At 49.2% G+C, this 13,902-nt stretch carries 9 protein-coding genes and 1 pseudogene; 3 read left to right on the top strand and 7 right to left on the bottom strand.

The window, feature by feature from the left end:
* Positions 1-147: 147 nt before the first annotated feature.
* Positions 148-705, bottom strand: coding sequence for a DJ-1/PfpI family protein (locus K5621_RS04990; RefSeq protein WP_221050602.1), 558 nt, complete (start codon positions 703-705; stop codon positions 148-150).
* Positions 706-1,000: 295 nt separating this feature from the next.
* Here K5621_RS04990 and K5621_RS04985 point away from each other — a divergent pair, with 295 nt between their 5' ends.
* The gene (locus tag K5621_RS04985) at positions 1,001-1,633 is read left to right on the top strand and encodes a DUF2913 family protein (protein ID WP_221050601.1); all 633 of its coding nucleotides are present in this window, start codon (positions 1,001-1,003) and stop codon (positions 1,631-1,633) included.
* A gap of 449 nt (positions 1,634-2,082) precedes the next feature.
* On the opposite strand, the gene K5621_RS04980 is transcribed toward K5621_RS04985, so the two are convergent.
* From K5621_RS04980 to K5621_RS04970, 3 genes and pseudogenes are all read right to left on the bottom strand, one after another.
* Positions 2,083-2,763 (bottom strand): hypothetical protein, encoded by a 681-nt coding sequence (locus K5621_RS04980; protein ID WP_221050600.1) that lies wholly within the window; start codon positions 2,761-2,763, stop codon positions 2,083-2,085.
* A gap of 1,846 nt (positions 2,764-4,609) precedes the next feature.
* Positions 4,610-5,533 carry a transposase gene (locus K5621_RS04975; protein ID WP_425332454.1) on the bottom strand — a complete coding sequence of 308 codons (924 nt, stop codon included), beginning with the start codon at positions 5,531-5,533 and terminating at the stop codon, positions 4,610-4,612.
* 154 nt (positions 5,534-5,687) lie between these two features.
* Positions 5,688-6,023, bottom strand: a pseudogene (locus tag K5621_RS04970) (transposase); the annotation flags it as partial.
* 95 nt (positions 6,024-6,118) lie between these two features.
* Between K5621_RS04970 and K5621_RS04965 the strand changes: the two are divergent.
* Entirely contained in the window at positions 6,119-6,532 is a 414-nt protein-coding gene (locus tag K5621_RS04965; RefSeq protein WP_221050599.1) for a transposase, read from the top strand.
* A gap of 396 nt (positions 6,533-6,928) precedes the next feature.
* Here the strand turns inward: K5621_RS04965 and K5621_RS04960 are convergent, their stop codons facing one another.
* The 3 genes from K5621_RS04960 to K5621_RS04950 all read right to left on the bottom strand — a co-directional run bounded on the left by K5621_RS04960 (position 6,929) and on the right by K5621_RS04950 (position 12,001).
* Entirely contained in the window at positions 6,929-7,777 is an 849-nt protein-coding gene (locus K5621_RS04960) for a hypothetical protein (RefSeq protein ID WP_221050598.1), read from the bottom strand.
* 1,732 nt (positions 7,778-9,509) lie between these two features.
* Complete coding sequence (locus tag K5621_RS04955) at positions 9,510-11,342, bottom strand: flotillin family protein (protein ID WP_221050597.1); 1,833 nt, start codon at positions 11,340-11,342, stop codon at positions 9,510-9,512.
* A 26-nt stretch (positions 11,343-11,368) separates the two neighbouring features.
* Positions 11,369-12,001: a YqiJ family protein gene (locus tag K5621_RS04950; protein ID WP_208143023.1), complete on the bottom strand. Its 633-nt coding sequence runs from the start codon at positions 11,999-12,001 to the stop codon at positions 11,369-11,371.
* 393 nt (positions 12,002-12,394) lie between these two features.
* On the opposite strand from K5621_RS04950, the gene K5621_RS04945 reads away from it, so the two are divergent.
* Entirely contained in the window at positions 12,395-13,885 is a 1,491-nt protein-coding gene (locus tag K5621_RS04945; protein WP_221050596.1) for a carboxypeptidase M32, read from the top strand.
* Positions 13,886-13,902: the final 17 nt, after the last annotated feature.

Below are 13,902 nucleotides of genomic sequence, written 5' to 3'. Positions count from 1 at the left end.
GCTCCTATGTTGAATCATTAAAAAGCCGCGCACTGCGCGGCTTTTGGCTAGTTGGGTTTTAGCTGGTTTTTCTACCGGCTGGAAACACTTGCATTCTCGGCGGCAAAGCTTGCTCCCCTAAGGGACAAGCGCTTTTGTTTACCGAATTCAGAGCAAGGCATGGAACTGCGCCAACCACTGAGGATGGGCAGGCCAAGCCGGCGCTGTAACCAACTTACCGTCAGTAATCGCTTCTGTCACCTCGATATCGGCATATTCACCACCGGCTTGGCGCACTTCGGGGGCACAGGCGGGATAAGCCGACACCTTCTTGCCCTGCACCACTCCGGCGGCGGTCAGCAGTTGCGCCCCATGGCAGACGGCAGCAATCGGCTTATCCTCCTTGGCAAAGGTTCGCACCAGCTCAAGCACTTCATCATAGAGACGCAGATACTCGGGTGCTCGGCCGCCTGGGATAAGCAGCGCATCAAAATCATCGGCACTTATCTGTTCAAAGTCACCGTTGAGAACGAAATTGTGCCCAGGTTTTTCACTGTAGGTTTGATCGCCTTCAAAATCATGAATAGCCGTCCTGACAGTATCACCGGCCTCTTTGTCAGGGCACACGGCAGTAACCTTATGGCCCACCATCTGCAGCGCCTGAAACGGCACCATGATTTCATAGTCTTCCACATAATCACCGGCAAGGATCAATACGTTAGCCATTGTCTTCTCCTGTTATTCCATCGACTCACCATCAGACTCATCTTAACCAAGCCCATAGAGGCAGAGGTAACAACCGGCTACTACCTCACTCTGTTCATTAAACAACCCGGTTGCCCGGCAGACAAGTGATATCCTTGAGATTGAAAAATTTACAGTAAGATAGCGGCGAAGACAGATCGGATAACTGTCTTACTGATAACCATTGTGGTGGTTTTTCTTTGTCTACCTGATATTGATAACTGCAGCATAGGGTATACTCAGCGCCCCATCCATATCTCTTATACGCGGAAATACAATGACAGAACAAAGCTACAATCAGGCCTTGCTGGCATTAACCCAAGCCGGCCTCGCTGCTTTGGCGGAACGTAACCATGCCGCCGGCAGCATCAAGACCCCGGCAGCGGAAAGTCATTTCCTCTGCAACTGGATGGTGCAGTCACTAAAAGAGAAGCGTTTCTCAAAGTTAGTGGCAGAAGATCTCACTCGCTGGATAAGAGAGGGCCGAAGCCTGGGGGCCGGTGCCAAGTTACCCGAGGTGCTTCAACGTATCCAGGCGCAGTATCTGCCAGCCATCAATAATGCCGCAGTGGGGCAATCGCTCCAGAACCTGATTGCCGAACTCCAGGCTGAAGGCTGGCTCGTTATCCTCGACTGTGAAGTAAGCGGTAAACTCAAATTAGACAGCCAGGGGCAAAACAGCTTGGTGATCTCCGCCGAGCAGTATCAGCAGCATCTGCTCGATGGCAAATTGATTAAACCCATCACCCTTTACATCCGCGCCGACGAGCAGTTGATTGCCCAGTTTGCTGTCAAACATGCGCTTCTGCTCAGCCAAGGGGATAAGAAAGCCAGTTGCATCAAGCACCATAAGGCTTATCGACTCTATCCTGATAACCAACAGCCCGCATTGGCATTGCTCAAGGCTTAACTTTCAGCATCGGAAATGACCTTGGAAGTGGCACGGGTGAACACTCTCACCGCCGGAGCCATTTCCGGGTTTCTCAAGCCCCCGACCAAGTTCGCTGAATCCACCTTGCGTTCAATCATGAAGTTGTTAGCCAACAGAATGAGGGTTGCGACTTTCGGCCGCTGGCACAGCGGCTAGCATGGCTTTCAGCTAAAAGTTCCTAAGTTAGTATTGGCGAGCTTCCGACCACGATGTAGTCCATCACCTGCGGTGCACCTTTCGCACAGGCGATCCTGTGACTCGGCGTGAATACGTCCATGTAGCCTCAACGAAAACGTCCCTGTTTTCGACGGTCACAGTTCCGCCTGTGCCTGGGAAATAGGTGTATGTCTGCAAACACTTCAGATGTTTCAAGCTACTCACAGCTAATAATGGGTGTCTTTGTTGTTTGTCAGCAACTTGTTATGTGATTAGTGTGCCATAGCTAATTTCTTTTCATTAATCACTAGACTAAAGTGATCAAGGTTGAGATCAGATAAGTCCTTGGCTTTAAGCGGAACAAAATTTCTATTGAAAGCCAAATACTGATCTTTAGATACTGGAGAATGGTCAATGAAGTACTTTTGCCCCTTGTCCCCTAACTTATTGCTATATGTAACTTCAACAGAGTGCCTTAACCGTAAAAAAACTATACCGTGCTCTTCAACAAATTTGGGATCTTTCAAAGACGAAATGACATCAAAAAAGCGTTCATTATTGAGATGTCCTTTTACCAAAGTTAGCTCTCCAGTTGGTTCAGATGTCGAATACCAACCATTATAATAACCATAAAGAGGAACATATGCCGTTTGCTTCCCCTGTTGTGTAAAAAATTCAACTTCTACAATAGTATGCAAGCTAGCATCAAAGTTACTAATACTTTCACCTGAATTAAATATCCTTAATTCTTGCTCGTATGCGCGTTTTAGTGTCGGGTCATAAAGATAGACTTCTTTTAAGTATATATTCGGCTCAGCGTCTAACGAGGCTATTCGTAACTGCTTTTCAGTCAACAAATAAGATGAAACCGAAACAAGCAATGCAGCAATACTTATTAGAATTGGAGCTAATGTTTCAAAGTAAATTTTATTTTTTTCTAACCAAATTTTCACGCAAACCTCAAAAATCACATAACGCCCGGCTAAGGGGTTGACAACGCACCATCGAACTCAAAAAACACACCGTAAACACTGAACTTCAATTTTGCACTAAAGTCACCACGCGCTGGCAATCCCTCTTGAGCCGTTTGTTATGCAAATTCAATGAGATAAATCGACTTTACACGACCAAAAACCACAATTGCAATGGCTGAGTGATTCAAGAATCAACCCAAGCAAGAACTGCGATAAATAAGCCGCCAAAACAAAGTTCACCTTTCAACAACAAACCAAGCTTTTGAATCAGGAAAACTCAACAAGCAAGACTTTCAGAAAATGCGAAATGCTCGATTAACTTGCCCTTTCCACACTTTGCGCACGCTGAATTGACAACAAAACAGCACCAAAACTGATTGAGGCAAACAAAGAACCTTGCCTGTTTTACGGCTTGAGTTCACCATGAATTTGAAGGTAAAAATGCTCATTTGCCGACAACACAAAACGAATGGCCGGAGAAATCCTAAAAGATTGAACCCCTAAATTTACCTGAGTTGCATAACAGCTGTATAGTGCGCATGCGCGTTTTAGTCCTCGGAGGAGTGTAAACGCGCATCGCTATCTGTTTGTATTGGCTGGATATAATACAATTTAGTCCTAATATCCCTTGCAGCTAAACGCGCATGCGCGGTTTCCAAACCTATTATCTACCAGCTGTATTTTTTAACTTTATGAATTTAAATCTATTTTCTAAAATGTTACAGAAATAACGCGCAAGCTTAGCTGCAAATTCCCGGCATTTTGTCGAGAAGAACAATAATACTGTATAAAAAATCAGTTCTGAGGTGCTTGTCATGAGCGCTTCAAGCCCTGCAACTAAGGGCCTTAAAACCAAGAGCCCTACAACCCAGGCCTTACAAAAAAACGTTAAGTAAAGCCATGGCTACCGCACGGGTCCAAACTCTGTTTGTCCCTACATTCCGCTGAAAACGGAAAAGTGTTGCTGCTTTCGTCCTTAAGCTTAAGGAAGTGCTAAAGCTAAGCGTTTGAATTGGTTATACAATACCCAGTACTGAATTTGAAAACAATTAGCCAAAGGTCAAGTTTTGACAAAGGCAACAAAACCCTGATTTGGTTTGTTTTTACAACAGAATTGACTGGGTTTGAAACCCAAAGCGACACGACTTTAAGCCGCTGGCACAGCGGCTATTATAGCTTCCGGCTAAAAGTTCCTAAGTTGTTACTGGCCGAGTTTCCGGCCACGGTGTAGCCAATCACCTGCGGTGCACCTTTCGCACAGGCGATCCTGTGACACGGCGTGAATACGTCCATGTAGCCTCGACGAAAACGTCCCTGTTTTCGACGGTCACAGTTCCACCTGTGCCTAGAATTAGGCGTATATCTGCAGATCTCTCAAATATTTCAAGCTACTCCATTGTCACAGAATTGCACCGAATCCCCCTTCGGAGCCGCCGCTGGCGTTGTTGCAAATTGGCGTAGCCGAGACAGGGATGTCGAGGCTCGAAGGTCGAGCAAGGAGGCGAGTCCTGAGTGTAGCCAATTTGCTTCATAAGCCAGCGGGGTTTTCGGCTACGTCGGGGGTGTCCTTGGGGATGCAAGGGGCTTTGGACAAGCAAAGCCCCTTGCCCGGTGTGGTGTAAGCAAACATACAGGACATCCTAAACACTTTGCGAGCCATGAGGAAGCATATCATTCGGTCTCAATTGTTTATAAATGACGATGAAATATTGGAAGTAGACTCTCTAAGACGAGTAATCTGCGTGCTTCATACAAAAACTGCGGTTGCCAGGCATGCCTACGGCAGGCTTAAGCCTGTTGCTGCAATATCACCAAGGGTTTAAGGTTAATGGGGATGTATTGCTTGGCTTTGTTGCTTACCCCGGCACCACTTACCGCCATATTTGGCCTTCATGGCACACATTGCATCCCATCGGCCACTCATGCCACTGTACTGACGGCGAAACTCCTTGGCGGAAGTTATCCAGGCATCGTCACTGATACCAAGCTCAAGCAGTAGTTTGGGCCTGGAACAGGCAATATAGCCACGCTTGTCTTCCCGCACCGCCCGGCCTGTCCAATCAATTAACTCCAGATAGTCGGCAAAGTGAAATGGGATGCCGCTTGGTTCGGCGGCAGTGGCTGCACCATCAAATTGCAGCAGTGGCTTAAGTGAAGCGTTGGCAGTTGTAGGCTCAGCATGTTCTTCTATGCGCTCCTGAATGGATGTGTAATCAGAAGTTTGCAGCGAATCTGCAATACCGGCGCGAATGGGATTTAAATCCACATACATCATGCAGGCCAGCAGCGCCTGTTCATCGAGCAACGCCTGTGACTTAAAGCGTCCTTCCCAGAATACGCCCTTGCAGCCATCTTCTCGATTGGCCTTGCGGGCGATATCTTCGTTTAAACAACGCATAAACCAACTGATACTGCCAAGGCGTTCCTGCCAATCACCAATCAGCGTATCCAACAATATTCGCTCACCTTCTGAGAGACTATCGCCCTTGAGGAACTTTGCCGCCACAGGATTGCCGCTAAAGAGCCCCGTCCAACGCTCGATGACTTCAAATGGCGACAACGATTGTTGCGCAGCAAGGTCGATTTTGAGCACCAAATGGTAGTGATTACTCATGACCGCATAAGCGCAAACGTCGATGCAGAATATTGACGACAACTGCCTGATTTTATCCACTATCCAGTCACGTCTATGCTCGTAACTGCGCCCCGACAGTGCATCTTCACCACACAAAATGCCCTTCTCACGCAACGGTTAATCACGTGGTAAAAGGGCGTACTTTCAGCATCTATCAACTGGCGACGGGCTGTGGTCATAACCAACCTCGACTGAGCTTTGATGGGGATTTCAAAGCCTAGTCAAGGCTGGGCGAAATATCAAAAAGATATGGCTGTCCTATCTTTTAATCGCCCTTGAGGCACTTTGCCGCCACAGGATTGCCGCTAAAGAGCAATGTCCAACGCTCGATGACTTCAAATGGTGACAACGATTGTTGCGCAGCAAGGTCGATTTTGAGCACCAAATGGTAGTGATTACTCATAACCGCATAAGCGCAAACGTCGATGCAGAATATTGACGACAACTGCCTGATTTTATCCACTATCCAGCCACGTCTATGCTCGTAACTGCGCCCCGACAGTGCATCTTCACCACACAAAAATGCCCTTCTCACGCAACGGTTAATCACGTGGTAAAAGGGCGTACTTTCAGCATCTATCAACTGGCGACGGGCTGTGGTCATAACCAACCTCGACTGAGCTTTGATGGGTATTTCAAAGCCTAGTCAAAGCTGGGCGAAACATCAAAAAGATATGGCTGTCCTATCTTTTTTTCGCTATGACCCTATTGGCGGAACTGGGTGACCTCAGACGCTTTGCTTCTCCGCGTTCACTGATGAACTTTGTCGGTTTGACACCCAGCGAACACTCCAGTGGTCAGCGGGAACGGCGTGGCGGCATCACTAAGTGCGGCAATAGCCACGCCAGACGCATCCTTATTGAATCGGCCTGGGCCTATCGTTTCCCCGCTCGGGTCTCGAGGGAATTGGAAAGTCGCCAACAAGAGCACTCTATCAAACTGCAAACTCGCTCATGGGAAATCCAGCAGCGCCTATGTCGACGCTTTCATGCCTTAAAAGCAAGAGGCAAAGAATACAATAAAGTCGTTACCGCTGTGGCTCGCGAACTGACAGGCTACATTTGGGATTTAGCCCAAGGTTTTGATGCCGATATGCCACAACAAGCGTACTGAATTACATTTAAAAATCACTCTGGCAGCGCCGGACGGCGGCAGCGGTGCGAGCAATCCTCGAGGGCGTTAAGCGGTCACATCCGCGCTCCTAGACTGAGGCAAGGCTCCTGCGGCGAACACAAGTAATGCGAATAACCAAACTCGCGGATATCAGCAAGGTCAACCGCCGACACTTACTCGCCAAAGTCCGACTGTCAGAGTGCCCTTACCGGAGATTTTTGGGTCTCCGGTAAGGACACTTTTACCTATTTGACAATGAGAATCATATCAACGCCCAATTAAGGGGTGAACAACGCCTCCACCCAAACCTAAAGCATTGTGCCATAAACACTAAAACTGAAGTAGAAGCAAAAGTGCCAAGCGTTGTGAATCCCTCTTAAATTGCTTGTTAAATTACTATTCACTGTTGCGTGTTGTTGCCCACTTTTGATCTGCTTCAGCATCAATAAACTCAGCGAGACCAACCATATCGATACCTAGTTGCAATAGCCATTGAAAATCAATTTTAGGCTGAGTATACCTACGCTTAAGGAGTTGTTCATAACTAGTATCTTTATATACGCTAAGCCGCTGAAGGTATTGCTCAGAGCAGTGTCCATCACTATGTTGAATTACGTTTCTCACTTCCACAAGGTCATGTACAATATGTAATTCAACTGGTGACTTTTTAGAATGAATGCCTATATGGAAAAGTTTCTGAAAGCTATCTACCCTCTTAGGGTACGCACTCATTGCATGCTCTAAGATTTTCCTTTGAATTAGATTATCTTTAATGTCTTCTAAGTCGCCTAAGTCAAAAATCTCTTTGTTACTGAGCTGCTTTTGGTCATTAGCAAGTAGTTCAACATTTCTCCACAGAATGTCTTCTGTGATCTCATTTAGGAAAATTTCAAAATTGGTAGCTAATTGGGACACTGAGTGATTGAATAGATTTCTAGATAAGTTTCTAGATATCGAGTCAAAGTTTTTATCTTTAATCGTTATTTTTGGTGTCGGAAGCTCGTTAGAGTTATTACGATGACGATTTCTAGGAGCAAAAAGTTGAGGCTTAACTGAATAGTCAGAAATGGGCATTTTACTCCCAATATGACTAAATAGAAGAACCTCGCTTATATAATTAACCCATTCAGTTGTCCTGATACAAAAGTCATCCAAAGCATCTGACTTTTCACCGAGCGGCTCAATTTTAAATGGAAGCGTAATGTCAGTGATATCCACTGTGTTTATATTTAATCCCTTAGCCAAAGTTTCCTCCTGTAATTTAACAGCTGTATAGTGCGCATGCGCGTTTTAGTCCTCGGAGGAGTGTAAACACGCATAGCTATCTATTTGTATTGGCTGGATATAATACCATTTAGTCCAAATATCCCTTGCAGCTAAACGCGCATGCGCGGTTTCCAAACCTATTATCTACCAACTGTATTTTTTAACATTATGAATTTGATGCCATTTTCTAAAATGTTACAGAAATAACGCGCAAACTTAGCTGCGAATTTCCGGCATTTTATCCAGAACGTCAATAATGCTGTATAAAAAATCACCTCTGAGGTGCTTACCATGAGCGCGCCAAGCCGTACAACCGAGAGCCCTACAACCCAGGCCTTACAAAAAACGTTAAGTAAAGCCATGGCTACCGCACGGGTCCAAACTCTGTTTGTCCCTGCATTCCGCTGAAAACGGAAAAGTGCTACTGCTTTCGGCCTTAAGCTTAAGGAAGTGCTAAAGCTAAGCGTTTGAATTGGTTATACAATACCCAGTACTGAATGTGAAAACAATTAGCCAAAGGTCAAGTTTTGACAAAGGCAACAAAACCCTGATTTGGTTTGTTTTTGAAGCAGAATTGACTGGGTTTGAAACCCAAAGCGACACGACTTTAGGCCGCTGGCACAGCGGCTATCATGGCTTTTACCAATGAACTTGCTCCTAGCGGCTAGCTAAGTTGTAACCCATCACCTGCGGTGCGCCTTTTGCACAGGCGATCCTGTGACTCGCTGCGAGTACTTCCCTGTAAGCTCTGCCTCGCCATCCCTGGCTCGGAAGGTCACAGTTCCACCTGTGCCTGGAAAATAGGTGTATGTCTGCAGATCTTTCAAATATTTCAAGCTAATTCATTCTCACAGAATGCACCGATTCCCGCTCGAAGCGGCCGCAGGGCGTTGATGACAATCGCGTAGCGAGGCATGGATGCCGAAGCAGCGCCAGTCGAATCAGGGATGAGCGTCTGGCGCGATAGCGAATTGACATCATAAGCACAAGGGGTTGTCCGCTGCGTCGCGGGTCGCTGGGGGTTTGGAAAGGGGGCGAGTCGATACCGCCCCCTTTCCTCGGGTGTGGGGCGAAGCTCCACGACTTTACGCCGCTGGCACAGCGGCTATCATAGCTTTAAGCCAAAACTCACTAATGAACTTGATCCTAGCGGCTAGCTAAGTTGTAACCCATCACCTGCGGTGTGGATGGGCAGGAAGCCCGAATGCCGTGAAGGACAGGACGTCCGAGAACGGCCCTTTCGCACAGGCGTTCCTGTGACTCGACGAGAGTTGCACAGCAACATGCTTTCGAGCGCGAACCAGGGATGGTGAGCTGGCCGTTAAACAGGAAAGTTGTTGTGAATACGTCCATGTAGCCTCGACGAAAACATCTGATCTACAGGGACGTAGGAAATGCCGAATTTGTCTGGAACAAGATTCGGCCCTGTTTTCGACGGTCACAGTTCCGCTTGTGCCTGGAAATTAGGTGTATGTCTGCAGACACTTCAGATGTTCCAAGCTACTCAGCGCTAACAGAATTACACCGATTCCCCTTCAAAGCCGCCGCTAGGCGTTGTTTGCCTATTGGCGTAGCCGAGGCCGGCTTGGAAAATTGAAAACGAATTTTCCAAGGCTATACCTGATAAGAAGAAGCTATACCTGATAAGAAGTTATGCCTGATAAGAAAATGCCCTCCGATGGAGGGCATTCATTGATGAGTACAACCTGGCTTAAGCGTTTCTCGGTTGCTCAGGGTTATCTATATCCAAAGTCACTTCATAGGCCACATTGTTTTGGCTGACAGGCTTTACCGTCTCCACTTTGGGCTCGACACTGGCCTTGGTATCCCGGGCGATTTGCAGCGCTTCATGGGTGAGCATATTGTTGCCGCTCAGCAGATCATTCAGCCCGCCCTTTTCGGCATCTACCAGCCCCAACTCTCTGAGCATGGCATCGACCACAGGTGCGTTGGCGCGGTAGTTGAGCGCTGCACTGGTCACTTGCTCGGCAATGCCGCCCTTGACACCGGCGCCATCAGAAGCAGTCCCCAGTTGGCCGGTTACGCCGCTGCCATAGCCTTGAAGGATCTTGATGCCTTCGATGTTTTCCAGCGGTTTAACCGCATTGGCGACGATTTCCGGCAGAACTTTGAGGATCGCCAGTGAGCGCTGCAGGGCAACTTGCTCGTCACGCAACACGTTCTCGGCTTCGTGCAGTGCCTGTTTACCGGCCGCTTCCACCGCATACACCTTCTCATCGGCCTCGGCCTTGAGCATCTTGGCATCGGCACTGGCGCGGGCTTCGGTCAGTATCGCTATGGATCTATCTTCGGCGGCGCGTTTCTCGGCTTCAGCCTGAACTGTAACCCCAACGGCTTCCCGCTCTGCCTCTTTACGGGCGTCAATAACTTCAATCTCTTTGCGACGATTAGCCTCAGCCACCTGACGCACTGTGATTACCGCTTCCTCTTTTTCAACCTTGAGCTTTTCGGCCTCGGCGGCGCGGGCTCTGGCGGCAGACTCTTCTTCCGACTTGGCGGCAACCGCAATCTGTTTCTCCTGTTCGGAGACTTCGATATCTCGCAGCTGCTGAATTCTGGCCTGCTCAATTTGCTTACGCTTTTCAATTTCGCGGGTTTCTATGTCTTTGGTCTTTTCAATTTCCGCCGACTCGATGGCGCGTTCCTTGGCGATTTCCGCCTCCCGCTCCTCACGCTGCTTTTGCTCTTTCTGCTTGATGATCTCGGCCTTTTGTTCGGCGCGCTTGAACTCCAGTGCCTGCTGCTGGATCAGACGTGCTTCCTCTTCGGCCTTTTCAATGTTCAGCGACTCTTTTTCGGCTTCCAGGTTACGCAGCTCAATCTGGATCCGGTTGTCCTGCTGAATATCGTTGGTTTCTTTGCGCTTTTCTTCGATGATCTTGGCGAGTCTGGCACGACCTTCGGCGTCGAAGGCGTTGTTCTCATTGAAGAACTCCAGCTCTGTCTGGTCAAAACCTGTCAGAGAGACCGACTCCAGTTCCAGACCGTTTTTCTCGAGATCATTGGCAACGTTGTTCTGCACCCGCTGTACAAAGTCGGCCCGCTGTTCGTGCATCTCTGTCATGTTCATTTCGGCAGCCACGGCGCGCAGCACGTCAACAAACTTGGATTCCATCAGCTTCTTGAGCTCTTCCACCCTATTGGTGCGACCGCCCAATGTCTGGGCCGCCATGGAGATACCTTCGGCATTGGGGGCCACCCTCAAGTAAAAGTCGGCCTTGACGTCCACCCGCATTCTGTCTTTGGTGATCAGGGCATCTTTTTGGGTCTTGCCCACTTCGATGCGCAGGGTGTTCATATTGACGTGAATAATTTCATGCAGTACCGGCAGGACAATGGCGCCGCCATCTTTGACTACCTTTTCACCACCGAAACCCGTGCGCACAAAGGCCATCTCTTTGGTAGCGCGGCAATAGAGCTTGGCAAAAATAAACCCTATCACCAACAGGCAGAGCACTACTGCGCCTGCGGTAAACAGCAACATACTGGTGCCACTGGTATTTAAACCCGGGATGGTTTCCATTCCTGTTGTTTCCTTCTTTGGTTAGATTATTGTTCAAAACGGGTGGCAGACCACACGCGGCCGCTGCGTCTGAGCAGCACCACTTGCACCCCTGCCGGGAATTCGGTGTCTTCGTCTTCGGGCTCGACCAGGACATAGTGTTTCTGACGGTACTGATCCTGAACCACAGCCTCGCTGGGATTTCCCTTGATGGCACAGCCGAGTGTCACAGTACCGACGCTGCCGCTGAGATCTTCGATTGAGACGGCGCTGGATTCATTTTTGGGAAGGATTCGGGCCAGCTGCCCACCGAGGAAATGGCAGGCAACCGCCGCCAACGGCAAGGCCAGCAACAAGGAAAACACTTGCGGCAACAGGGCCGAGGTCAGCAGCCAGGAAAAATAGTTAAGTAGGTAGCCAGCAATACTGAAACATCCCAGTGCCAGTACAAACCAGATGAGCACAGGCAGCCTATCCAGGCAGAGCCAACCGGCCAGCGCTGTCAGTCCGCCCTGAGGCAGGTCAGTATCAAGATCGGCATCGGGAAGCCAGTCATCCATAGCGGCCATCAGGCTGATACCCGCGATTAGCGTGAGTCCCTCTATCACTCCAAGCAGTGCCACTATCGCCAAGGCTACAGCATAGGGCAGATTGGACTGGGCCAGAAAAAAGTCCAGCACAGGATTCCTCCTTGTAGACGACTGTACCTGTCGTCAATATTCCATATAAGCCTGTTTATTTCAGGTCGTTACTGAGTGTACCCCTTGGCAAGCTTTGACTCCAATAGCTTTTATCTGCATTTAACGTCAGAAATCTGCAGCGGCTCACATTAATGTTAGCCACTCCATACTGAGGCTATCTTTGCTTGGGTTAGTGTTGCAACAAACCACAAGGTTTACGCCAGCAACGCCCAGACAAAACCGAATTGTAAACTTTGTTTTCTATTACAAGGCATTAATTTAATTACATTTCGCAAGAACAAAAACTGCCGAAAAACACTTGAGAACGATCCCTTGGCTTGGTTAGCATAAGAACTGTTCCCTCTGATGCATGCCAATATTTTAGAGCAAACCATGACTGCCAAAACCGAATACCAGCAACTTTGCCAGCACTTTCGCACCATCAGCCACTTCGAGCATTTCAGTGCCCTGGGGGACTGGGATCAAGCCACCATGATGCCTATGGGCGGCAGCGAGGCCCGCTCCGAGGCGATGGCCGAGTTGGCATTACACATTCACAGTTTAAAAACCTCGCCCAGGCTTGCCGAATGGCTGGATGGCGCCGAAGCCAAAGCCGCCGAACTCAGTATCGAACAGAGGGCCAATCTCAGAGAGATGCGCTGGCACTACGCCCAAGCCATTGCCGTGCCGGGGGACTTGGTACAGGCCAAGACGCTGGCGGGTTATCGCTGTGAAAACCAATGGCGCGAACAGCGGCATAACAACGATTGGCAAGGGTTTCGCCCCAATCTCGAGGCGGTAATCGCCTTGGTGCGAGAAGAAGCCCAGGCTCGCTCGGCGCACACAGGCAAGGCAGGTTACGATGCCCTGCTGGACAGATTTGAACCCGGCATGACCTGTAAACGGCTGGAGAACACTCTCGGAGCAGTGCGGGACTGGTTGCCCGAGCTTATCCAAAAAGTGAAGCACAAACAGCTGCACCAGAGTTACAAGAGCAGCGCCGGCGACTACCCGATAGCAGACCAAAAGCTGCTGGGACGGGAGGTGATGCAATACCTGGGATTTGATTTCAACCAAGGGCGTTTGGATGTCAGCTCGCACCCATTTTGCGGTGGCGTGCCCGGTGATATCCGCCTGACCAGTCGCTACACGGAAAACGACTTTATCGCTGCCCTCACCTCCACAATTCACGAAACGGGTCATGCCCGTTACGAGCAGGCGCTGCCAAAGGATTGGCGAGGACAACCCGCCGGAATGTCTCGCTCCATGGGGATCCACGAGAGTCAAAGCCTGTTTTTTGAGATGCAACTCGGCGGCAGCCGCGCCTTTATCAGCAAGCTCTATCCGAGAATTCGTCGACATCTCGACTGCCCGGTATCGGCCCATGAACTGATCGACAATATCACCCGGGTCAAACCGGGTCTTATCCGGGTCGATGCCGATGAAGTCACCTATCCGGCGCACATACTACTGCGATTTGAAGCCGAGCAGGCCTTTATCGACGGCAGCCTGGAGGTGAAAGACCTACCCGATTTCTGGGATCAGAAGATGCAGCAATATCTGGGGCTGAGTACTGCCGGCAATTATAAAGATGGCTGCATGCAGGATATTCACTGGACCTTGGGCGAACTGGGATATTTCCCCAGCTACACCTTGGGCGCCATGTATGCCGCCCAGCTGAGATTTGCCATGGAAGCCGAATTGGGCCCCATTGAAGCCCTGCTGAGCCAGGATAAGCTGGGACAGATTTGCGACTGGCTGGATGAAAAAATCTGGTCCAAGGGGTGCCTGCTGGAAACCGATGAACTGATCCGCAGCGCCACAGGCCAGAGTCTGGATCCCAACTTCTTGCAGCGCCATCTGCAGCAGCGCTATCTAGATTAATTTATCTGCAAAAATGG

Source organism: Shewanella carassii, from assembly GCF_019670705.1.
In the GTDB taxonomy this organism is placed as follows: domain Bacteria; phylum Pseudomonadota; class Gammaproteobacteria; order Enterobacterales; family Shewanellaceae; genus Shewanella; species Shewanella carassii.
This window is presented reverse-complemented; position numbering and strand designations above follow the sequence as displayed.